Source organism: Nocardiopsis sp. NPDC057823, from assembly GCF_042797335.1.
Classification (GTDB): domain Bacteria; phylum Actinomycetota; class Actinomycetes; order Streptosporangiales; family Streptosporangiaceae; genus Nocardiopsis; species Nocardiopsis changdeensis.
The window spans coordinates 231,628-253,896 of record NZ_JBHVLR010000001.1; the positions used below are offsets into that span (position 1 = coordinate 231,628).

18 protein-coding genes are annotated in these 22,269 nt (G+C 69.8%); 6 read left to right on the forward strand and 12 right to left on the reverse strand.

Annotated features, from left to right (window positions below; genetic code table 11):
* Positions 1 to 27: 27 nt before the first annotated feature.
* The gene (locus tag ACFVNO_RS01135; RefSeq protein ID WP_355263803.1) at positions 28 to 1,089 is read left to right on the forward strand and encodes a hypothetical protein; all 1,062 of its coding nucleotides are present in this window, start codon (positions 28 to 30) and stop codon (positions 1,087 to 1,089) included.
* Positions 1,090 to 1,401: 312 nt separating this feature from the next.
* Here the strand turns inward: ACFVNO_RS01135 and ACFVNO_RS01140 are convergent, their stop codons facing one another.
* The gene (locus ACFVNO_RS01140) at positions 1,402 to 1,920 is read right to left on the reverse strand and encodes a CGNR zinc finger domain-containing protein (RefSeq protein ID WP_378889167.1); all 519 of its coding nucleotides are present in this window, start codon (positions 1,918 to 1,920) and stop codon (positions 1,402 to 1,404) included.
* On the opposite strand from ACFVNO_RS01140, the gene ACFVNO_RS01145 reads away from it, so the two are divergent.
* Positions 1,810 to 2,085 (forward strand): hypothetical protein, encoded by a 276-nt coding sequence (locus ACFVNO_RS01145; protein WP_355263800.1) that lies wholly within the window; start codon positions 1,810 to 1,812, stop codon positions 2,083 to 2,085. The two genes, ACFVNO_RS01140 and ACFVNO_RS01145, sit on opposite strands and share 111 nt — an antisense overlap.
* 46 nt (positions 2,086 to 2,131) lie before the next feature.
* Here the strand turns inward: ACFVNO_RS01145 and ACFVNO_RS01150 are convergent, their stop codons facing one another.
* Complete coding sequence (locus ACFVNO_RS01150) at positions 2,132 to 4,492, reverse strand: hypothetical protein (RefSeq protein WP_378888278.1); 2,361 nt, start codon at positions 4,490 to 4,492, stop codon at positions 2,132 to 2,134.
* A gap of 107 nt (positions 4,493 to 4,599) precedes the next feature.
* On the opposite strand from ACFVNO_RS01150, the gene ACFVNO_RS01155 reads away from it, so the two are divergent.
* The 3 genes from ACFVNO_RS01155 to ACFVNO_RS01165 all read left to right on the forward strand — a co-directional run bounded on the left by ACFVNO_RS01155 (position 4,600) and on the right by ACFVNO_RS01165 (position 9,354).
* Entirely contained in the window at positions 4,600 to 5,154 is a 555-nt protein-coding gene (locus ACFVNO_RS01155; RefSeq protein ID WP_355263794.1) for a hypothetical protein, read from the forward strand.
* A gap of 1,729 nt (positions 5,155 to 6,883) precedes the next feature.
* Complete coding sequence (locus tag ACFVNO_RS01160) at positions 6,884 to 7,873, forward strand: MinD/ParA family protein (protein WP_355263791.1); 990 nt, start codon at positions 6,884 to 6,886, stop codon at positions 7,871 to 7,873.
* 113 nt (positions 7,874 to 7,986) lie between these two features.
* Positions 7,987 to 9,354, forward strand: coding sequence for a hypothetical protein (locus ACFVNO_RS01165; protein ID WP_378888282.1), 1,368 nt, complete (start codon positions 7,987 to 7,989; stop codon positions 9,352 to 9,354).
* A gap of 83 nt (positions 9,355 to 9,437) precedes the next feature.
* Here ACFVNO_RS01165 and ACFVNO_RS01170 read toward each other — a convergent pair whose 3' ends face one another.
* The 9 genes from ACFVNO_RS01170 to ACFVNO_RS01210 are packed head-to-tail and all read right to left on the reverse strand — an operon-like array spanning position 9,438 to position 19,061.
* Positions 9,438 to 9,848 carry a DUF4913 domain-containing protein gene (locus ACFVNO_RS01170; protein WP_355263785.1) on the reverse strand — a complete coding sequence of 137 codons (411 nt, stop codon included), beginning with the start codon at positions 9,846 to 9,848 and terminating at the stop codon, positions 9,438 to 9,440.
* 37 nt (positions 9,849 to 9,885) lie between these two features.
* Positions 9,886 to 11,226, reverse strand: coding sequence for a hypothetical protein (locus ACFVNO_RS01175; RefSeq protein ID WP_355263782.1), 1,341 nt, complete (start codon positions 11,224 to 11,226; stop codon positions 9,886 to 9,888).
* A 39-nt stretch (positions 11,227 to 11,265) separates the two neighbouring features.
* Complete coding sequence (locus ACFVNO_RS01180; RefSeq protein WP_355263779.1) at positions 11,266 to 12,948, reverse strand: TraM recognition domain-containing protein; 1,683 nt, start codon at positions 12,946 to 12,948, stop codon at positions 11,266 to 11,268.
* Positions 12,945 to 14,534 carry an ATP/GTP-binding protein gene (locus tag ACFVNO_RS01185; protein WP_355263776.1) on the reverse strand — a complete coding sequence of 530 codons (1,590 nt, stop codon included), beginning with the start codon at positions 14,532 to 14,534 and terminating at the stop codon, positions 12,945 to 12,947. The genes ACFVNO_RS01180 and ACFVNO_RS01185 overlap by 4 nt, the downstream gene beginning before the upstream one ends.
* Positions 14,531 to 16,018, reverse strand: a complete 1,488-nt coding sequence (locus ACFVNO_RS01190; protein ID WP_355263773.1) for an SCO6880 family protein — start codon at positions 16,016 to 16,018, stop codon at positions 14,531 to 14,533. Before ACFVNO_RS01190 ends, ACFVNO_RS01185 begins: the two co-directional genes overlap by 4 nt.
* Before the next feature lie 4 nt (positions 16,019 to 16,022).
* A complete protein-coding gene (locus ACFVNO_RS01195) occupies positions 16,023 to 17,453 on the reverse strand; it encodes a hypothetical protein (RefSeq protein ID WP_355263770.1) in 1,431 nt (476 codons plus the stop codon).
* A 40-nt stretch (positions 17,454 to 17,493) separates the two neighbouring features.
* Entirely contained in the window at positions 17,494 to 18,243 is a 750-nt protein-coding gene (locus tag ACFVNO_RS01200; protein WP_378888288.1) for a hypothetical protein, read from the reverse strand.
* A 19-nt stretch (positions 18,244 to 18,262) separates the two neighbouring features.
* Positions 18,263 to 18,568 carry a hypothetical protein gene (locus ACFVNO_RS01205; protein ID WP_220564730.1) on the reverse strand — a complete coding sequence of 102 codons (306 nt, stop codon included), beginning with the start codon at positions 18,566 to 18,568 and terminating at the stop codon, positions 18,263 to 18,265.
* 19 nt (positions 18,569 to 18,587) lie between these two features.
* A complete protein-coding gene (locus ACFVNO_RS01210; RefSeq protein WP_378889170.1) occupies positions 18,588 to 19,061 on the reverse strand; it encodes a DUF6668 family protein in 474 nt (157 codons plus the stop codon).
* Between the two features lie 312 nt (positions 19,062 to 19,373).
* Between ACFVNO_RS01210 and ACFVNO_RS01215 the strand changes: the two genes are divergently transcribed.
* Entirely contained in the window at positions 19,374 to 20,462 is a 1,089-nt protein-coding gene (locus ACFVNO_RS01215; RefSeq protein ID WP_355263760.1) for a lytic transglycosylase domain-containing protein, read from the forward strand.
* 725 nt (positions 20,463 to 21,187) lie between these two features.
* Here the strand turns inward: ACFVNO_RS01215 and ACFVNO_RS01220 are convergent.
* Complete coding sequence (locus tag ACFVNO_RS01220; protein WP_355263757.1) at positions 21,188 to 22,225, reverse strand: glycerophosphodiester phosphodiesterase family protein; 1,038 nt, start codon at positions 22,223 to 22,225, stop codon at positions 21,188 to 21,190.
* Positions 22,226 to 22,269 lie beyond the last annotated feature (44 nt).

Genomic DNA, 22,269 nt, shown 5'->3' on the forward strand with positions numbered 1-22,269 from the left:
TCCGCGCCCCCTGGCAGGATGTCCGTCATGAGACGACCGCTCGTGTGCGCCCTGGCCGCGCTGTCCGTGTTCCTCCCGGCGCCCGCCCTGGCGGAGCCGACGGTCCCCGACGGGGGCACCGGGCCCGACTACCCGCGCGGCGGCGAGGGGCCGGAGGGGTCGGAGGTCGCCTTCACCTTCCAGGACCCGCGGATCTCGGAGTCCAGCGGCCTGGCCCCCTCGCTGCGGCACGAGGGCGTGTGGTGGACCCACAACGACAGCGGGGAGCACCTCAGCGAGGTGTACGCGGTGGACGAGGAGGGGAACACGCTCGCCACCCTCACCCTGGCCCTGGAGCGGCGCGACTGGGAGGCCGTCTCCGTCGCCCCCGGGCCCGACGGGGAGCCCGCCGTCCACATCGGCGACATCGGCGACAACTTCGGCGGGGGCTGGACCGAGGTGCGGGTGTACCGGTTCGCCGAGCCGGAGGTGCTGGCGGACGCCGTCGTCGAGCCGACGGTGCTGACCTTCTCCTACGCGGACGGGGGCCGCGACGCCGAGTCGATGATGATCGACCCGCGCGACGGGCGGCTGTACGTGGTGTCCAAGGAGTTCTCGGGCGGGCTGTACGCCGCGCCGGAGGAGATCGACCCCGAGGGGGTCAACACCCTGGAGCGGATCGACTCGGCGCCGCTGTTCGCCACCGACGCCGCGTTCGGCCCGGACGGCACCCGCTACGTGATCCGCACCTACTGGGGTGTGACGGTCTACGACTCCACCGACGGGGTGCCGGGCAGGTCGCTGGGCGGGTTCGACCTGCCCGAGTCCGACCAGGGCGAGTCCATCGCCTTCACCCCCGACGGTACGGAGCTCATGGCCGGGACCGAGGGCCTGAACGCCCCGGTCTGGCGCATCCCGCTGGAGGAGCGCTACCGGTCCGGGCAGGCCGAGGCGGAGGAGGAGAGCGCGTTCCCCTCCCCGTCGGAGTCCGCCGGGGAATCCGCCGAGGACACCGGCGGGCGGGGGAGCGCGGTTCCCTTCCTCGTGGGCGGTGCCGCCGTGGCCGTCCTGCTCATCGGCGGCATCGTCCTGCTCGCCCGCCGCTCCTAGGGCGGGCACGGCCGGCGACCGCGGTCGCCGGGCCGCCTCCCGCCGCGCCGGGACGGTCGGGTCCGGGCCGCCCCGGCCGTGCGCCCCGCGGGAGACCGCCCGGCGGGCGCACGCCTTCCGGCGCGGGTGTGGACGAGGGCCGGTGAGGGGGTACGCCTCAGGCGGGGAGCAGAGCCGCCTCCACGGCGGCCGTGACGGCCTACCAGTGCCCGCGCCGGGCGGCGCGCTCCTCCGGGGGGCTCGGCTTCTCTTGGTGGAAGGTGAGCAGAGTGCGGGAGACGCCGACCCGGGTGAGACCGACTGGTCGATCGGTCATGGCGTCTCCTCCTCGTGTCGGCGGGACTCGCGCCGGGAGCGCAGTTCCCGGATCTTGTGTCGGTTGCCGCAGCGCCCCATGGCGCACCAGCGGCGCCGCCCGGGCCGGGAGCTGTCCACGAACACCCATCGGCAGTCCTCGGCGCCGCACTCGCGGATCCGGTCGGAGCGGGGCCGGTGAACAGGGGAAGAGTCCGGACGCCGCGCAGGGTCCGGGTGATCCTCGTTCGGCCCCCTCGGGGCGGTGCCGCGGCCGCTCAGCCGCTCTTCTGTGTCCTGCCTCGGCCGTTCTGCGGTCTCGTGGTGCTCCGGGGTGGCCGCAACCGGTCGTAGCGCCTCGGGGGCCCTGTTTTGTGCCGGTGGCCGGGCTGTCCATGCCGCGGGGTTCTGGTGCAGGATAGGGGCATGAGCGATGCCGAAGTGTCTTTGACAAAGGTGGAAGAGGACGTTCTGCTCTCCTTGGACGCCCTGGAGTATGAGAATAAGCCGATGACGAACTTCTTCGGTCCTGGAGATATAGCTGGTTATCCGGATCTGACAACCGATGTCGACGCGGTTCGCGATGCGCTGGTCACTCTGGTGGAGAAGAACCTGGTCAGTGAGTACGGGGGGCAGTATCAGCTCGGCTCTGAGTCCTCCGATGCGGTATGGAGGGTCAAGCGGAAGCGCGGAGAGATATAGCTTTACCGGGCCCGGGCTCATCTTCTGGGCGTCGGGCCCTTAGTGCTCAATCTCTCTCGATGGAGGGCTTCGAACTGTTATTTGGCGTTCGTCGAGGTGAGGTGGGGGGCGACTGGTGCGGGCTGTTGGTGTTCTGTCGGTTTTGTTTCAGGTGGGATCCCTGGATCGCGGTCGCCATGAACCCGGCCGCCACGTTCCCGCTTTCCGATGGGGCCTCTATCGCCCCCATGCGTTCGATCTCTTGTCCCTGTTTTGCCGAGAATATATCAGAAGGGAGCATGCGCGATGCGGCTCCGGTGACCAGGGTTTTTATTTCGCGCTCCTCGGTCCGGTAATTAAGTTCGTAGCCGAGGTATTGGCCAGTGTTGTTCGTGATGAGCCGCCCGGTGACTTCACCGCCGTTCTCACGGCACCAGTCGCGTACCGGGTCCAGGACCTTGGGCGCCCGCGCCACACGCCCTAGACAGGCGACGTAGGCGCCACCGGTGTGACCCGCTGCGTGAAAACGTAGAGAACCATCAGGGGCGTGAGACGTTTCCACCGCTTCAAGCCGAGCGTCGTGGACCGAGAGTCTGCCGTCTCCGCCGTGTTCCCGGTCGTGCTTCTGACGTAGCGTCAGGTACTGCGCGTCGTTCGACAACACCCAGGGAGCCTGACCGCCGACCATGGTGACCCGAGCGTTGGGGTTCGCCTCTAGGATGATCTCCGCATTGGCGATCGCTGCTCCTCCCGCCCCAGCGATTAGCCACTCATCGGTGATGTTCGGGTCATATCGGCCATCTCCCACATCGTCACCGATGAGGAGGCGTCCCGGGGCGTCCTGGGAGGCGCGGTCCCAGGTGTCCACGGCTTTCAAGGTCTTCATGGCCTCTGACATGTCCTTGCTGGAGTGAGACCCCACTCCGAACCGTTCCGCCGTTTCGAGGGCCTCCTGGGCGCTGCCCGGGGTGTCGGGGAGTTTCTTGAGGCGTTCCGCCGCGGTCAAGGACTCCGGGATTCCGCTCCTGCGGATCTCGTCCGCCAACACCTGTGTGGCTTCGGGGAGGGTCGGGATGCTGCGCGAAGCGCCGGGGATGATCTCAGGGGGCACCCCGGTCGCCACCACGGGTGTTCCCTTGACCTCGACGGTGACGGGGTCGCCCCGGTCGCCTGCCGGGGTGATGGTGGCGAGGAGTCTTCCCTGGTCGTCCACGGAGAGCGCGGCGTGTCCGTCGACGACCGGTCCCTTCACCGCCGCCTCGTTCTCCCAGAGCCGGATCGCGTCCAGCGGAACGCGGTCGTTCGGGCCGACGAATGCCGCCGGATCGCCCAAACCGCTCTTGGGCAGGTGCCTCACCTGCTCTGCGGACTGGACGATGCCCCTGATGGGGTCCACGTGCCAGCGTCCCTTCCCGTCGACGACCAGTTGGTCCGGGGAACGGCCGGCCAGTGCGGCACCGCCGCCGATCATGAGCGACACCTTCGGGTACGAGCCCTCCGGCAGGGCCTCGGCGTTCCTGCGCAGGGCCTCCACGGTCTGGTCGCTCTTCCGGGCGCGCACCTCACCCGATCGCCGGGCCATTTCCGCCAGGTCCCGTTTGTCCGGCCGCGAACCGGTGGGGTCGAGGAGGGCCGCTGACGACGTGGAGGGGGTGAGCAGTCGACCGGTGTCCTGCTCCCGGCTCTCCCGGAAGGCCCGCAGGGCCGCGGCGTCGCGCTCGGGAAGACCGCGCAGAGGGACACCCAGTTCCCGGTACATCGCGTGGGCCTGGGAGGACAGCGCGTGGCCGTTCGCGATCCGCTCCCACCCGGGGAAGGGGGCTCCGTTCCACGAGGGGGAGTCCTCGCGCAGGGCCAGTACGTCGAGCCGGTTCGAGAAGCCGTCCCGCGCCGCCCGGCGCAGGTCGGGGGATGCGTCGGGCAGGTGTGCGATGTGGGCGAGCCAGTTCAGCTCGCCGACGCGCCCTGCGTCCTCCGGTGACAGCCGGGTGTCCCGGGACCGGTCGAGGGCGAGGAAGAAGGAATCGCGGCGGGCCGACAGATCCGCCGCCGTGTCCTCCCTGACCTGGAAAAGCTCACCGGACTCGTAGGCGAGTGCCATGCCCACATCGTTCGGCCGCACGTCCTGGGCGATCTGTAGCACATGGTTCTGGGAGGAGGAGTTGACGTGTACACGTCCCACCTCTCCGGAAGGAAGCGGTACCGCCTCCGTTCGCAGGGTGAAGGGGATGCCGTTCCTGTCCTGGAACGCGAGAAGGATGTCGGCCGTTGGTCTACGAGCAACGGGGGGCACCGGAGCCGGTGTGCACCCGTGGAAGTCGCGGAGGATCACCGGAAGGGCGGCAGTGGCCTCCTGCAACACCCTTTCCCGGTCGGGGGTCGATTCCCTGCGTCCGCTGCTGAGGGGGTCGGGGAACAGGTCGGTCACGTCTGCGGTCTCCTAAGCCGGGGGCGTGGCATTCAGGATCGTGAATACGATAGGAGCATATAGTCCGGGTGCGCCCTTCTCCGTGGAGCATTGCTATAGTCCGGACCATGCTCGAAGCGCGCTCGATTGCCGAAGCCCACCTCTACCTGGAGATTCAGGTCTGCCGGACGTGCAATCTCAGGTGGGACGGGGTGCGGCACGCTTTGAGAACCCTCGAGGACCGCCCCGTGGCCGTCTACTCGCTTTCGTGCTCTTCCTGCGGTGCCCGGGATCAGTTGGAGTTCCTGATGCCGCGCGAACCCCTCCCGCCCGGCCCCCTGGGCGGGAACGAGCCGTCCGAGATCATGGACCCCGGAGAGTTCCACGCCGCCTCGGACGTGTACTTCGCCCTTGCCCGTGACGCCGTTGAGCAGGCGAATCCCGGAGATTATGAAAAAGTCGCGACCCTTCTCCGGCGTTCGGTCTACGCGCTCGCCGAAGTCCCGAAGTTCATCCCGCCGTCCGAGGACCGGGTCCCCCCGGAGCTGATCGTTTCGGAGATCGGCAGGGCGTCCTACGAGAGGAACCCCGACCGGTTCGTCCGCGACCGGATCGAGTACGAGATCCAGGACCTCCTGAACCTGATGCAGCGCTATCTCCCCGACGCCGGTCCGGTGCACTGACCCCTTCCCGGGGAACACGCCGCAGGCGCGGTCCGAGCCGCGGCACGGAGCCCCGCGCCCTCCAGGGCGTCCGGTCCGGCCGGGGCGGCGCGGTTCCACGGACAGATGGATGCCGGGACCGCGCCGACACGGGTCCGAGGCCTCCGGCGGCGGACGCCCGGCTCCGCCCCACGGACCGGAACGCCTCCGGCTCCCCGCACGGCCGACGGCGAGGCGTCCTTCGCGCGCCGCATCCCACCGGAGTCCTCTCCGAGGCGCCGTTCCCTCCGATTTTTTGAACTCCGGGGCTGCCACCTGCAGTGATGGCGTGCCGTTCTGATCCGGAAATGGAAACGAACCGGAACGCCCCCGTGTGAATCACACAGGAAGAACACTCACAATCCCTGTCTCAGGGATGGAGTACTGTACCTCCGGTGGCAACACCTGTCCGAATTGACCTTTTTCAACAGGTGAACGGGGTCGTCGACACCAAGGAAAAGAGGACATGCGCAGAGACCACAGTACGGTCCCCTCGTTTCCGAAGATCTCCGCGGAGATCCTCGACGAGGTGACGGCCAAGGTCACCGTGAGCGGAATCGTCAGCTCGGTGACCGGTACCGACCTCAACGCGACGCGTGCCGAGGTCGTCCGGCTGATCTCGCTCACCGCGAAACGACTCGGCCGCCCGGTCCGCGCACTCACCGTCGAAGGCGGAGAGGAATGGCCTCTCGTCATCTACCCGGACGGAGTCGTCGAGAGCGACACGACCGCCGACCCCGGCAAGCGCAAGGGGAGGAAGAAGCAGGCGGGCCGGGGGTCGAAGGCCAAGGGCGGTACCGCGCCGCGGACCCCTGACGAGACCCCCGCGCCGAGCGGCCCCTCGGCGGCCGACGCGTTCGTCTCGGGCGGGGTCCCCCATGCCACAGCGGTCCCCGGAGAGCGGCCCCCCGCGCCCGAGGTGCGCGTGGACGAGAACACCGAGGCGGAGCCGGTCCGGCCGCGCCCCGCCACCCCTTCGCTTTTCGAGATGGTCGTACAGAGCCTGGAGGAACGTGACCGGGCCCTGTCCGCCGAGCAGAACCGGAACCCGGCCCCGGAACCCCCTCCGGTCGTCCCGCAGGGCGGGGCCGTGCGCTCTTCGGCGGACGCCTCCGCCCCTGCGCCCCTCTCCGCGCCGGGTTCCCGCTTCCCCGGGCCGGGGCCGGTGACGGCCGGAAGCGACGATGCCCCGGGCCCGGAGCCCCACGGACCGTCCGCGCCGACTCCGGCGGCCTTCGCGCCGTCCGGGCGGTTTTCTCCGGAACCCGCCCCCCGGGAAGGGGCCGGGGCGATGCCGCCCGCGCCTTCCGTACCCGCTCCGCAGCCCCCGTCGGGATACGCGCACGGCGTTCCTTCCCACAGCGGTCCCACGGGGGAGCCCGCACCCGATTCCACGCCTCCGGTGTCGGGGCCCCCGCCGGGCCCCCACGCCCCCCGGCCCGCCCAGGGAGGCCCCCGGACGACCCCTCTCCACGGTGTCCCCGCGGGGCAGCCGACACCTCCTGCCCCCGCTCCGCAGCCTGCGCCGGGGTATGGGCACGGCACCCCTTCCCACGGTGTTCCCGCGGGTCCGCCTCCGGGTGTCCCCGTTCCGCCCGCCCCCCGGCCCGGTCCGGGCCCCGAGGCGGAACCCCTCCCGGCGGACCTCGGGGGCGGGCCCGGCCAGGGCGGCGCCCCCGCCGCACTCACGGGTCCCTCGGAAGCGGCCGAGTTGTGGAACACGGTCATCCAGGAGATCAACAGCGAACGCGGCGCCCACCCGGGGACGGTGCCGCCCGTGCATCCCATCCCCGCTCAGGAGGCGGTCGGCCCGCCCATCTCCGCACCGCCCTCGCGGCGCCGCAGGTTCGGCCTCGGCGGGCTCCTGGGTCCCCGTGTGCCGGAGTGGTCCGCCCCTCCGGAGAACTTCCACGCCCGTATGCAGGTGCCCATCGCGGGACACCGCCGTATCGCCGTCCTGAGCCTGAAGGGCGGTGTGGGCAAGACCACCACCAGCGTCCTCCTCGGATCCCTCATGGCGTCCCAGCGGGAGAGCAGGGTGGTGGCGGTCGACGTCAACCGGGACATGGGGACCCTGCGTGACCGGGTACCCCTGCAGACCGGACTCACCGTCCGCGACCTCTTCCGGGACGCCGCATCCATCAGGGGTTTCACCGAGCTGCGGGGTTACGTCTCCGCGAACGAGGAGAGGATGCACGCCCTGGTCGGCGACCAGGTCTTCGGTTTCCGGGAGGTCGAGGGACGGAACGGCTACGGTGTGGTCGCCGATGTCCTGGAGCGGTACTACGACATCGTCCTCAACGACTGCGGCACCGGTATGGGCAACCCGGGGATGCAGCGGGTGCTGGATCTCGCAGACCAGGTCGTGGTCGTTCTCGAACCCGCCTCCGACGCGGTCCGGGCCGCGGAGGCGACCTTCGACTGGCTGGGCAGGAACGGCTACGCGGATCTCGTCTCCGGAGCCATCGTCGTCATTTCCAAGGTCGACCGGAGATCCGCGTCGTCCCCTGACATCGACACCCTCGAAGCCCGTTTCAGCGGGGCGGTGAGGGCCGCCGTCCGGATCCCCTTCGACGAACACCTCGCGTGGGGGAGGGTCATCCGGTTCCAGGAACTGCACGAGTCCACGCGCAACGCGTGTTCCCATCTGGCGCTGCTGAGCGTGGAGGGGCTCGCGAACATGCAGAGGTCGGGTGTGTGAACCGCCGCCCGGGCGAACCCCGTTCGAGGCCGCGGAGCGCTCCCGGTGACCGGGGCGTCCCAGGGGATGCCCCGCCCCCGCCAATCCGCCACGAGGAAGAGTAGAGGTCCAGGGTGGAGATAGACCAGAGATCGGACGGAGCCCAGGAGGCCCTCCTCCAGGCCGTCCACCTCCAGATGCGTATCGCCCAGACCTTCGGCCGGGCGGCGAACCGCCATGTCATGGACAGGTTCCGTGATCTTCCACGGGTGAACGAGGCCCCCACCCGGGTGCGCCCCCAGACCCGCAGGGAGCGGCGTGCCCAGTGGCGCGAGGACCGCGGGAAGTTCGCCGGGGTCGGTCGGGCATCCTGGTGGCGCGACGCCACCCCCGCCAAGATCGCGGACGCGTCGGCGGCGGTCCGGCGCCAACGGGGCAACAGCCTGCGGGCGCGGCTGGCCGGTTGGCTGCTGAACCGGGGATACCGGCGGCTCACCGGTGTGAACCTGGACGAGACCGTGCAGGTCTTCGGCCCGCAGTCCCCGCACCAGGCGGTGGGGAACCAGGGCATGGCCCAGGGGTTCGCCGAACTGGTTCCGCGCACCTTCGAGGAGCAGCGCGGCCTGGAGGAGCTGCGGCGCGAACTCGAGCGCATGTCGCGCGAGATCGACTACCTCCGTGAGCGGTTGGGGCTTCCCCCGCTGAGCCCGGAGGAGCGGCAGCAGAACGGAACCGCGGCCGAGCAGGAGGGCGTTACCCCCCACCGCGAGGCGGAGGAGGAGTCCGACCGCGAGGCCGCCGCCGAGGCCCCCGAGGCGGAGACCGAGTCCGGTCGGGACGTTGAGGAGGAGCGGGAGGAGGCCGCCGAACGTCCCGAAGCGGAGGCCGGACAGGACCAGGAGGCCGAGCAGGAGGCCGTCGGGCGTCCCGAAGCGGAGGCAGAGACCGGGCCAGAGCGGGACGGGACCGCCGAGCGGTCCGAGCCGGGGGCTGAGGAGGAGCGGGCGGAGGAGAGTCCCGAGACCGAGGCCGGAGAGGATCGCGAACCCGCTGAGAACGCCCGGGAGGAGGCGGCGGACCGCCCCGGCGCGGAGACCGAGGGGGACAGGGGGGCCGAGGGGCCCGCGGACGGGGCGCCGGCGATCTCCGAAACGGACCAGGAGTTCGGCCACCGGGAGACGGCGGAACACACCGGAACGGAGGCTTCCGCACCCGAGGTGAACGGGACCGCTCCGGCGGAGGACCGCCCCCAGGCCGCCTCCGAGGCGGTCACCGGTGGAGAAGGCCGGGTGGACGAGTCCTCCACCGCCGCGGAAACGGGCCACGGGCGACCGGCGCCGACGGCACCGGGGACGGACAGCCGCCATCTGCTCACCCGGACCACGGGGGCGACGCGACCGGCGGCGGCCGCCGGACCTCAGGACCCCGCCCCGGCCCGGGGCGGGGCCGGAAGCCATCTGGACCGCGGTCCCGGGAAGGACAACGGCATGGGCGGTCGCTGACGCCCCCGCATGAGCGGAACGCCCGGTCGGGGACTCCGACCGGGCGTTCCGCTCATGCGGCCTCAGACGTGGGCCCGTGTGCGTCAGTATTCGGGGAAGTACCCCGGCGGCGGTGGGTCATGGGGCAGGGGCTCGCCGTGTCCGTTGCCGTCCTCTGCCGTGGCCATGGGGCCGTCCGGGGAGAGCAGGATGCCCATGTGGTAGTCCGCGTGGTCGCGCAGCCAGGTGCTGATACCGGTGGAGGGGTCGTTGCGCAGGCTCTCCCACGACCGCCAGACGGCGTCGACGCGGATGAGCGCCTCGGCGTTCTCCCACCAGCGCGCGGACCAGCGGTACTGGTTGCGGACCCCCACCCGCCGTTTGTAGACGTGGCGGAAGTAGTTCTCGAAGAAGTCGACCGCGTTCCTGTAGTGGAGGCCTTCGGCGTCGTCGGCTTCGCCACCGCTGTTGGCGTATTCGTTCAATTCGTTCAGCCAGTCCTCATTGCCGGCCATGCCTCCGATCCTTTCCTTGTTCCGGGGCCGGTCGCCTTCACCAGTGGATCGGGAAGGTCTCGCTGTGCTCGGGGGCGACGGCACCGATCTCGGTGGGCTCGGCACTGCCGTCGACGGGCACGGAGTACCAGCCGCTGGAGCCGTCCGGGGCGGTGGAGCGGAACAGGATTTGCGTACCGTCGGAGGAGAGGACCGGGGTGGTGTTGGTCCGGTCGCCGCCCTGGATGAGGTGGCGGACCGGTTCCGGCTTCAGCTCAAGGGTCTGGGGATCGAAGCCCACGATGGTGAGGTTGTCGCCTTCCACCAGCAGTTCGTGCTCGCCGACCATGAAGACGGGCCGCTGCCCGTTCAGGGCCGATTCGGAGTCCTCGTAGTCTTCAAGGGTTTTCACCCAACCCTCCGGCGGATCGAAGGTGGCCGCCGGCAGCTCAGTGGACACCGGGGCCTCGGTCGCGGAATCCCTTGCCCGGGTCCACAGGAAGCCCGTGGAAGTCTCCACGTAGAGGTGCCCGACGAGAGTGCCTTCACGGTTGGAGAAATGCCTGACGTACTCCCGGCCCCCTGTGACGCTTCGCTCCCAGGAACCCTCGTACTCCGGCGAATCGACCGGAAGGAAGTTCGTCGCGTAGATGTGGCCGCTGTAGGGGTCGAGGATGATGCGGTCGCAATCGGTGCAGGAGCCGACCTCCTGGACGTCTCCGCTCGCGGGGTCGACGCTTTTCACGGTGCCCTCTTCACCGTCGGGGACCTTTTCCAGGTAGTAGACGCGACCGTCGTTGTGGTTGTAACGGGGGGAGAACTGGCCGACGGTGTCGCTGAATCCGGAACCCTCGTTGCCTGGCAGGAGGGCTTCCACCGTGCCGTCGGAGGACATGGCGCCGATGGTGGTGATCAGGGCGCTGTCGACCTGCTCGTCGAGGGTGACGAGCAACTGTGAGGTCTCGGGGATGAACAGCCCGGCCAGCTCGTGAGCCTGATTGCGGCTCAGCGGCCACCACGAATCGGACCCGTCCTGGCCGTCCTCGTAGTTGATGTCGCAGTCGGGGAGGGCGGTGGTGAACTCACCTTCGGGCGTCCGCCCGCTGCCCTGCCGGGGCTCTGCGGCGGCGGTGGCACCGAGGGGGTTGTAGGAGTGCTGTGCCAGGAGGCTTCCGTCCTGATCGGAGAAGCGGTAGGCGTTGATTGCCCCGTCTGCGCAGTCCATGGCGAGGAAGCCCTCTCCGGCGAGGGGCTCCTGGGCCGCGGCCTCCCCGGGGGCCTCACCGCCTCCGCCGTCCCCGCCCTCGCCGCCACCGCCGCAGCCGGTGGCGAACATGATCACGGCGGCCAGAGCGGCCCCGTGTTTCCAGAGGGAGGGGTGTGAGCGTTCTTCGGGCATGACCGGTCCTCGTTCTTCTGAAGGTCGGGATGGGGGAGATCAGGGCTCGTAGGTCTTCAGGGAGGAGAGCACTTTCTCCTTGTGCTTGCCGGACATCCACGGCACCGTCTCCACCAGCGTCGGCGGGGTGCCGGAGGCGATCACCACGGCCCTGCCCGGCGGCATCGAGCCGAGGTCGGAGACCTCCATGGTCCGCTGCCTGTCCACCTGCCAGGAGACGGACCGCCCCTGCCTGCCACCGGAGACCGAGGCCCTGTCGACCTCGTGGTCGCCGATGAGCTGGGAGAGCTCGTTGAGGAACTCCACCTCGGAGACACCGCCGCCGTACATCTTGATGTTGGAGGCCGACCAGAGCTTGCGCATGCCGCTCTGCCCCCACACGTCCACGCCCTGGGACCAGGACTGGAGGATCGTCATCAGGATGATCCCGCGGGAGCCGTAGTGGGAGTACAGGGACGGGAGGTCGTTCCAGCGGCACACGTTCGCCGCCTCGTCGAGCACCCCCAGCAGGGGTGTGCTCAGGCGTCCGCCCCGCTGGGTGGTGGCCAGTTCCTCCGCCGCCTCCACCACCGCGACCGTCAGGGCCGTCACCAGCGGCCCCGCACTCCCCTTGCCCTCCTTGGACAGGGAGTACAGCGTGCCGCCCCCGGCCACGAACTCGTGCGGGTCGAAGGGCGGCCGGGTCTCTCCGCCCTCGCCCTCCTGCGCGGAGATCCACGGTGCGATCTGTCGGCTCGTCAGGCACGAGACCATCTGCATGGCGGTCCCGTACACGCCCCCGCGCTGCTTCTCGGGGGAGTTGACCACTCCGGAGACGTTGTCCGCCACCAGGTTGTACCCGTGAGCCGAGAGGATGCCCACGGCCTCGTCGTCGTGCGGGCGGGTGAGCCACGTGTACACCTGGAGGATCGACCGGCCGTCCAGGGCTGCGGCGAGCAGCAGACCCGCGAGCAGGTCCTGGGCCGCCCCGTCGAAGAAGGCGTCGGTCTTGGCGTCGGCGTCCCGTGACCCCGCCACGAAGTGGCCCGCGAGCCGGGCGGCCTTCACCTCGTCGGTGACGTAGGACAGGGGGTTCCACCACCACTCGGGCCTCTCCAGGGCGATGCCCTGGGGGTCGAAGACCCACACGGGGCCCGAGCCCTGGCGCACTCCGCGGGTGGCGTCGACCACGTCCCGCTTGTTGCTGGTGACGAGGACGGCGCCGGGCGCCTCCAGGATGGCCGGGATCGCCCGCGAGGTCGTCTTGCCCGTGCGGGGGCCCCAGATGTCGACGTGCATGTCCTCCCAGGAGCCGTACAGCATGCGGCCGTCCCGTACGGAGCGCCCGATGGGCACCCCGGGGGAGCCCCGCACGCCGAGCCGCTCGGCCTTGGCGCGGGCGCCCTTCTCCGACAATCGCTCCAGGTCGTCCCCGCGGCCCATGTGGGCGGCGGAGGAGTCCACCCGCGCCCGCGAGCCGCGGCGCATGAGCAGGACGAGGGTGAAGACCAGGACGATCAGGATCCACTGCCCGCCCAGGACCACCGTCTGGGGCATCCCCCAGGCGATCCTGCCGCCCAGTACGCCGAACAGGACGTCGAACGGATTGGCGGGGGCCTCGCCTCCGCCGACGCGCACCGCCACCCAGACGGTGCCCAGCACCAGCACCACGGTGGCGATGAGGACCCAGATGAGCACCGCTTCGGTGTTCATCCCGGTCGGGGTCTTACGGGCTCTGCTCATCCTGTGCTCTCCTCGACCGGGTCCTCGGCCCCGGAGCGCTCACCGGCCTCCCCGTCCTCCGTGACCGCGCCGGTCCGGGAGACGGTGTGCCAGAGCTTGTTGGTGTCGTTGATGGACTTCTCCGCCTCGGTCAGCTGCACCTGCACGGGGATACCGGGACGGCCGCCGACCTTGACGAGGAACTTGCCGCGTCCGGGGGGCGCGCTCTCGGCTCCCGCGTGGGAGTCCCAGGCCGGGGGGTCCTGCCAGGAGCCGAGCATCTCCTGCTCCGCCAGGGAGAAGGGGACGACGGAGGACAGCATCGGCATCTCGGCGCGGGGCAGGCCGCCGCACACCACCATGCCCGAGCGCTCCACGAACCCCTTGGCCTTGTTGCGGTCCTCTTCGCTCGGCAGTGACATGAGGTCGCTCATGGTGTGCGAGATCATCGCCATGCCCACACCCCGCTGGCGGTTGAGGCGGGTCAGGGCGTCGACCCGGTCGACCATCCCGTGGCCGGCGCGCAGGGCCCGCCAGAGCTCGTCCAGGATGACGAAGTAGTGCCGCCGCGGTTCCAGGCCCGCGTCCGCCAGGGCGTGGGAGAGGTTGATGGTCGCGAACCCGGTGGACCAGCAGGCCAGTAGCACGGCCGCCTGCAGGTCCATCTCGGTGTCGTCGATGCCGGACACGTCGAAGACGACGGGCCGGTCGCGCTTCATCGGGGTGGTGGTCGGCCGGGAGAAGGTCTCTCCCAGCCGCCCGCCGCCCACCAGCCCGATCAGCGATGCCTCCAGGTGGTCGGTGACCTCCTGGTAACGGGTCAGGCTCCCGCGGTCCAGGGCGACCTGTCGGACGGCGTCGGGCGCGTCCTGGATGCATTTGAGGAGGTCGTTCAGCACCGGGGTGCCCTGGTGGCGCTCGTCCAGCACCTTCAGCGCGCGGTCGAGGATCGTCTCCTCGCGGTCGCTCACGGGGGCCGACCGCATGATGGTGAGCAGAGCGGTGACCATCGTCAGCCGACGGCCGTGCACGTCCGCCATGAGCTTGGTCCGGGCATCGGCGGGCAGCCGGTGGAGCTCCTCGCTCGCCTGGCCCGGGTCGAGCACGTTGAGGTGGCCCTGTCCGCGGCCCAGGCTGATGACCTGGCCGCCCAGGGCCTCCACCAGGTCGACGTAGTCGGGCTTGAGGTCGCCCAGGATGAACGGCTGCACGCCGTAGCCGGACAGGCCGGTCGCCATGCGCCGGGTGATGGTCGACTTGCCCAGACCGGGCTTGCCCAGCACGAACATCGACGGGTTCGAGATCAGGTTGGCCCGCTGGAACCACGAGATGGGATCGCAGCACAGCGTCGCCCCCGTCATGATGTTGCGCCCGATCGGCACACCGACCATCGGTGTGCCGCTGCCGACCGCGAACGGCCACAGCCCGCACACCTGCACGGTCGTCCCGCGCCACTCCGGGGCCATCTCCACGATGGTGGACTCGCCCGCGCCGTAGGAGGTCCAGCCGCGCGGTCCGGGTCGCTTGGGCTGTACCTTGGGCGCTTCGACGGCCTCAGGGCGGCTGCGGAAGCGGTCCGTGCCCCCCTTGCGTCGTTTCCGGCTCACATCTGCTCCCTGATCTCCACGGGAATCCTCAGGTGCATGGGCAGGACGATGCCCAGGGGAAGGCCTGCGGCGAAGGTGGAGTCCTGCGCTCCGTAGGCGGGACGCAGCCGCAGCCGCGACGCCGCCGACAGGTTGGCGATCGCGGCCCGGGCGTCCGCCTCCTTGTCCAGGTCCTCGACGGTGGCGGTGACGACCATCCCGAAGTTCACCAGGCCCGCCCCCGCGGCCTCCTCCGCTGCCGTCGCCCGGGCCGAGCGGGTCGCGAGCATGTCGCGCGCCGTCGGCTTGGCACTCGATGTGGCCCGGAACTCGGCGGCCCGCAGGTCCGCCTCCACCACACCTGCCGCCTTCGCCGGGTCCAGCGGCCGGTACAGCAGGGTGACGCGCTTGCGCGCGATGTCGGGGTGGGGGGCGAGCAGCCGGGTCAGGATGCTCGACTGCACGTTGCCTCGCGGTGCGGCGGTCATGGTCCACGAGATGGACAGCGCGCTGTCGTGCCTGATCTTGTCCCAGCCGGCCTGGTGGGCGGTGGGACCCACGTCCGTCCACTCGATCTCGGGCACCTCGCCCGCCGAGTGCGCCTCGTCGATGAGGACGGCGGCGGCCGGGTCGTAGGCGACGCGGATCACCTCGCACAGTTCCTGTGCGGGCAGCGGCCGGGCGGCGCCGGCCCCCGTCGAGGTCAGGGCCTGGGTGAGGCCGGGGAGCCGGGCGGCGAGGTCCCGGCCCATCTCCTCGGGGGTGATCTTCTTGTCGCGTCCGGGTGAGAAGGTCAGTGCCACGTACGCCCGGACCAGGGAGGAGCCGTGCGGGTAGGCGTCCACGGTCTCCAGGAGGACCTGCCGGGCGAACAGGGGGGACTGCTCGTCGATCTGCCCGACGACCTCGCGGTGCAGCCGGGTCCCGGTGTCCGGGGAGGTCTCGACGGTCACCGAGGCGGCGACCAGGTCCGGCTCGTCCCCCAGGTTGGCCAGCCAGTGGCCCCACTCCGCCACCCAGGAGTCGACCTGCTCGACGTCCACCAGGGCGGCGCCGTCCGGCTCGGTCGCGACGACGACGGAGAAGTGGTTGCCGTTGGAGGGCAGGTGCAGCAGGGCGAACGGGCGGCCGTAGGAGTCCTGGTGCTCGCTCAGCCGCAGTGGGGCGGCGATTCCCGGAAGCTGGTAGCGGCCCCAGGGCACACGGCCCAGCGGACCGGAACGGTAGAGGTGGGCGCCAAGGGAGCGCGCCTTCCACCAGAGCATCCGTACTCCCATCTTCGACATGGTGCTTTTGCCGTGCTTGTCCTTGGTGAGCACGGCGAGGAGGACGATGCCCAGGACCGCGCCGGCGATGGCGCCCCGGAGGAGCCCGGCGACCATCACCACGAAGACGATGATCACCAGGCTCCCGAGGAGGAAGACCGTGCCGAGCGTTCCCAGCCCCATGAGGCCCGCCGACGCGGGGACCCGCCAGTTCCCGTACGTGCGCACGGTACGGGTCATGTCGTCATTTACGGCTGCCACTGGGCCCATCGCCTCCGGAAGCGGTTTCGTCGACCGCCTTCTTGCTGGCCTCGCCGACGGCCTTGACGGCCTTGGCGGCCGCGTAGATGGCGGCGGTCTTGGGGTTGCTCTTCATCGCGGCGGCGCCCGCGCCGCCTCCGCCTCCACCCGTGGTCGGGCCGCCTCCGCCGCCGCCCGTGATACCTCCGGGCTTGGCGCCGCTGGTGTTGGAGGCGCCCGTCGCGCCTCCGCCGGACCTGCCGCCGGAAGGGCCTCCGCCTCCTCCGCCGCCGGATCCGCCCCCGCCGCCTCCGCCGCTCGCGGAGCCGGTGGGGAGCGCCGAGGTCGCGGCGTCGGCTGCCCCGCCGCCGCTGCCCGCGGTCGCGCCGACCATGGGGGTCACGAACTTCATCAGGGCGGGAAGGGCGAACAGGGCCAGGGCGAGCATGGTGACGCCCAGCATCAGGTCCTCCAGGCCCGCCTCTCCCTCGGGCTCCTGTAGCAGGACGAAGGCGAGGGCGTAGATGATCGCCGCCACGGGCTTGTAGAGCAGGAAGGCGACGAGCCAGGAGATGGCCTTCTGGAACCAGGACCGGCCCATCTCCGTGTTGGTGAACGCGGCAGTGAGGGGGAGCACGCCGGTGAGCAGGATGAGCATGCCGTCGCGGATCATCATCAGCACCATCTGGATCAGGCCGATGACGATGATGACCAGGCCGAGGACGAGGACCATGATGAGTCCGCCGCCGCCGAAGTAGGAATTGACGCCCATGATGACGAGGAACTCCGTGGCGAGCCCGCCGAGGTCGGACTGGCCGTAGCCCTCCTTCAGGATCCACGTCGAGAACTCGTCCCCGAGGCCGATGAGGATGTTGACGAAGGTCACGCAGGTCGCCGAGACCACGACCAGGGTCAGCAGGGACTTGAGCAGCTCCTTGCCGGGCTGGGCGCGCTGCTCCCAGGCCATCTTCACGCCGCCCACGATCACCGAGAGGATCGCCGCGACCCCGACGTAGAACATCAGGCGGCTCTGGAGGAATCCGGCGGCGCCGCCGGCCGAGGTGCCGCCCATGGCCCCGATCAGTGCCGAGACGGCCGAGGACGCACCGCCGATGAGGGCGACGGCCCCGATGACCAGGGTCATCTTGTTGAGGTACTGGCCGCCTTCGCCCCTCGACCTGGCCAGGGCCAGTGTCGCCCCGAGGATGATGAGGGACAGGACGGCGACGCCCAACCCGATCCAGGTGACGTAGCCGAGGATGTCGCTCACCTGCCCCGGGGTTCCGCTGGGGGAGGTGATCCCGCCGGCGGCGGAGCCGTCACCGGCGTCCAGTTCCCTGGTCGGACTGTCGATCCAGAAGGTCAGCATCGTCTCGACGACGCTTCCGACCTCGTCGGCGAACTGCTGCTTGATCTCGTCCATGATGCTGGTCACTGCCCTGTCGAAGTGACACCCGATATCGATTCCGCACACGTCAGATCGCCGCCCAGGGTGTGTAACCGCTCAGATCCTCGAGGACGGTGAAGAGGGGATCGCTCTCCCCGCTCTCGTCGACCACGATCTTCCAGTCCCCCTCCACCCAGATGAGGTCGAAGGTCATGCTCGCGTACACGGCGTCGGGAGCCATCAGGGCGAGGCTGATACGGGCCTCGTCCTCGGTGTAGGAGACGACCTTGGCGGCGACGATCTGTCCGCCGCCGCCTCCCTCCGGCGCCTGCGACGACTCCATCTCCGCGATGAACACCTGCCGTCCCGGCCCCGGTGCCACGATCCGCTCCCACTGGGAGTCCATCCGGTCGCCCCCGGCGTTGGCCAGGGCGAGGAAGTTCCCGGTGGCGAGCACCGCCCCCTCCGGTGTGCGGGCGTAGCAGTAACGGGCCCCGCCGTCCTCGACGACCCCCGGGCCGTGCTCGGCCGTCTGCGGGGCACGCATACCGCCGATCGAGGTCCAGGTGGTGTCGAGGAGGGGGAGGAGCATGTCGAACTCGACCGTGTGCGCCTCCAGCCCGCACACGCTGTCCTGCCCGTCCGGGGTGGCCGGAGCCTCCTCCGGGGAGGAGGTCGCCTCGGGACCGGCGGGGGCGGACGCGCTTCCCGGGTCCGCCCCCGCCTCGTCTTCGTCGTCGGGCCACACGGCGACCAGGACACCGGACACCACGAGGGCGGCGAGAAAACCTGCTGAGAAGATGAAGGAGGGGCGGCTGAAAGGGTTCTCGTCGCTCATCGTCGGTTTTTCTCCGTGATCAGCTCACCAGGAACGAGACGAGGCTCGTCGCGCCCGAGATGACGATGACACCGGCGAGGACCATGCCGATCTTGCTCATGTGCTCGCCGCCCTCGCCCCGGCGGGACTGGATGGCCATGACGGCGCCGGCGACGATGAGGCCGAGGACGCAGACCGCCAGGGCGACCCACTTGGCCCATCCCAGGATGGTGAGGAAGCCGCCGTCCAGGCCGGGAGGGGCCTGGCTGGTGACCTCATCGATGCCGAGCGCGAGGGGGTGGAGAAGGGACGTTGCGTCAGCTGCGAGGACAACTGCTTCGTTCATCGGGTCTCGGATCTTTTCTCTAGCTTTTCTGGATCAGGACTTGCACGCTTTTTATGAGTTTCCGCAGCTCAGCGGGCATGCCACGTGGATCCGGGGCGGTGGGCGGGTCGGTCCGCCATTGTTCCATCCAGGGGACTCGCCAGACTCGGGGAGCTCCCCCTCCTACTAGATGCGCGAAGTCCTTCAGGGGTTTCGGAAGCTTACCGGGCGCGTCGGACACCAGGGCAAGTCCCAGCAGCTGGATTCCGGGAACGGTGCCGGAGGCCCATTGTGTAAGGGCGTTCCGGGCGGACTCCAAACCTGAGAGGTTGGTTCTGGCCATTAGCACCACCGGAATTCCACCGGGGAGGGGTGTGGCCGATTGTGGCCATGTGTGCTGGCTCTCGACCGACCCCGGGAGAAGTTTGGCGAAGGTGCTCTCGCCCGACCCTCCATGCGCTCCCACCCACCACACGCTGGCGCTTTGCGGAAACACGCGGAGCGGGAGGCCCACTCCTTCCGGGGCGCGGACGCCGGGGTGGGGGAAAGATGGTCCGGTGGTCGTGGTATGAGTATCATCCGCCTGGTCGGATTCGTGGGCAGCGGCTTTCCGTGCTGCTTCCGCATCGTCCTGATCAGGCGTTGTCCAGGGGTTATAGGGTTCGGACAAGGCGGGACCGCTTTCCTCGACGGGCGTGATCCTGGGTTACGGCGCCTACAGATACTACATTCAGGGCTCCTATGCAATCACGAAAGGATCGCCCGTGCGCCGTGAAGAGAAACACGGAAAGTCGGTTACGAGCGATCTCGTGGAGGGTCTGCCCAGGTGAAGCAGCTTCTCTATCTCCCCCTGGCGCTGATCGCCTTCATCCTGGTCTTCGTTCTGCTTTTGGTCGGCGTGATCGCCGAAGAGGCCGATGGTTCATTCCAGGAGTTCCCGGATTCCGTGCCGGGCATCCCGGACGTCGTCCTGTTCGCCTACGTCGCGGCTGCTTCCGGTGTCGACGAGTACGCTCCAGGGTGCGAGGGGATGAGCTGGTCCCTGGTCGCGGGTATCGGTTATGAGGAGAGCAAGCACGGAACGCATGACGGAGCCGAAGCCGACGAAGAAGGGAATGTCCGCCCCCCGATCATAGGCATCCCGCTCGACGGCACCAACGATACGGCCCGAATCGAGGACACGGACGACGGGGAGATGGACGGGGACGAGGAATTCGATCGAGCCGTCGGGCCCATGCAGTTCATTCCCGGCTCGTGGAATATATACGGGCAGGACGGAGACGGCAACGGCGAGAAGGATCCGAACAATATCTTCGATGCCGCTGCGGCGACCGTGGCACACCTGTGCAGGAGTGGTGGGAACGACCTCACGACCGACGAGAAGATGCGCCAGGCGATTCGGGGATACAACAATTCCGGCGAATACGTTAACGACGTCATGGAACGCAAGGCGCACTACGACTCCCTGCACGTCAGGCCGGACGGCGGCCAGGTCGGCGGAGGTGAGATGGTCTCCTGTGCCAACCTCGGTCAACTGCACCCGACCATGTGCTCGGTCCACGAACACCTGAACGAGAAGTTCGGCGCCTTCTACCTCTCCGCCGGCGGGTACCGGAATGAGAGCACCAGCGACCATGGTTACGGGATGGCCATCGACTACATGATGGGACCGTACGGCGGTATCCCCTCGATGGAGAACCACGCCATGGCCATCCAGGTGATCAACTATGTCATCAAGAACCATGAAATTCTCGGGGTCAAGGGTTTGATCTACGATCGGCACATTTGGAACGCGCAGAGGGACAGTGTGGGGGACTGGAACGCTGTCCGGCGTTTCCATCAGAACACCGGGGATCTCACCCAGGACCATGTCGACCACATCCACCTCGCGGCCGGCCCCGGCCGCATGAGGTGAATCGGAAGAACTCGAAAAAGGCATCGGGATCTTGTCGGGTATTCCACTCCCGTTCCCCCGGTTGTTCTGGTCGGACTCGTGCGACCAGTCATCCCCGGTGAAGGGGGTACGGGAAACCCGGTGTGCTTTTCGAGCCGTGCGGCCGATGTCCCGGCAGGGGGCGTGCGTTCGCGCTGCGGACGCGGGCCGTGATCCGGGGCGGTCTTCCGGTGCCGGCGAACGTCCCGAGCGCCGGAGCGGAGGGGCCCTCTTCCGGATCCGCCACGGCGCGGACATCCTCCCGGGGCCCTGCGGGACCGTCCGCCTCGTGGCGCGCTCTTCCCCCGACGCCCCCCATGGACCTCCCGGTCGTGCGGTTTCCGGGCCGCCTCACGCGTTGTCGCCCGCACGGCCCGCTTCACGGGCGTCGGTGGACCGGCCGGAGGCGTTCCCCCGGCGATACGGCACGGTGGGCACGGGGAGGGCCGTGGTCGGTCGATGACTCCACGGGATCGGTCGGCCCTGGCGCAGCCCGCCCGGCCGGGGCGTTGGTGCCGGCGCCGCCGCGGGCCCCGGCGTGCCCGCACTCCCCGGTGGTGGCGGTGGGTGTGGTGGCGCCGCGGAGAACGGGAGCCACCCGGGAGGGGCCGCGAAAGGGTGGGGCCGCAGGCCGGATGTCGCCGGGGAACGCCGCGAGGGGCCCGGACGGCTTCGCGTCCGGGCCCCTCGGGCGGTGCCTCGGCGGGTCAGCCGCCCTTCTTCTGGCCGCCCTGGCCGTTCTGGGCGGCCTGCCCGGCCTCCAGGAAGTGCTCGCGCACCAGGAACGCGTGCCGGGAGAAGTCCGTGAACACCCCGTCCACGCCCAGCTCGAAGAACAGCTCGTACTCCGCGGCGAACGAGCCGTAGTCGCCCGCGTCGCCGTCCGAGCGCAGCGCCGGGGGCAGGAAGTGGTTCTCGCTGCGGAACGTGTACGGGTGCACCAGCAGCCCCGCCTCGTGCGCGTCGTCCACCAGCGAGGTCGGCTCGGTGAAGTCCCCGTCCTCGCCGACCGGCGCGATCAGCGCCTTGGCCGGTCCGATCGCGTGCGCGAACGCCGCCACCTCGGCCAGCCCGTCCGGAGTGGTGTAGTGCCGCCAGTGCTCCTCGGTGCCCATCAGGAACACCAGCGGCAGCTCCGTCTCGGCGAGCTTGCGCAGGCTCTCGGCCTCGAACGACTGGAGGAACACCGGCACCCGCGGCTCCGGCCCGGTCAGCCCGGCCTCCTTGAGCGCCGCGATCAGCGGCGGCTCCAGGTCCAGGCCCTGGGACACGTGGTAGGAGGGGTGCTTGGTCTCGGGGTAGATCCCGATCGGCCGCTTCAGCTCCGCGGTGAGGGAGAGGGCCAGGTCGATGACCTCCTCCAGGGTCGGGATCCCGTAGGTCCCGTCCATCAGCGCGTTCATCGTGCGCACGTCCTGGAGGCGCTCCCTGGCGCGCAGCGTCTTGATCTCCTCCAGGGTGAAGTCCTGGGCGAAGAACCCGGTGACCTCCCGGCCGTCGATGGTCCGGGTGGTGCGCCGGTCGGCGAACTCCGGGCGGTCGGCGACGTCGGTGGTCTCGCCGATCTCGGCCTCGTGCCGGCAGATCAGCCGGCCGTCCCGGGTCGCGACCAGGTCCATCTCGATGAAGTCGCCGCCGTGCCGGGCGCCCAGCTCGTAGGAGGCCAGCGTGTGCTCGGGCCGGTGCCCCGACGCACCCCGGTGGGAGATGATCTTGATGGGGGAATCCAACTTGTTCCTGCGCACAGTCGACCCGTCCTGGAAGTCCGGAAAAGGAGAAAAAGAGGAGG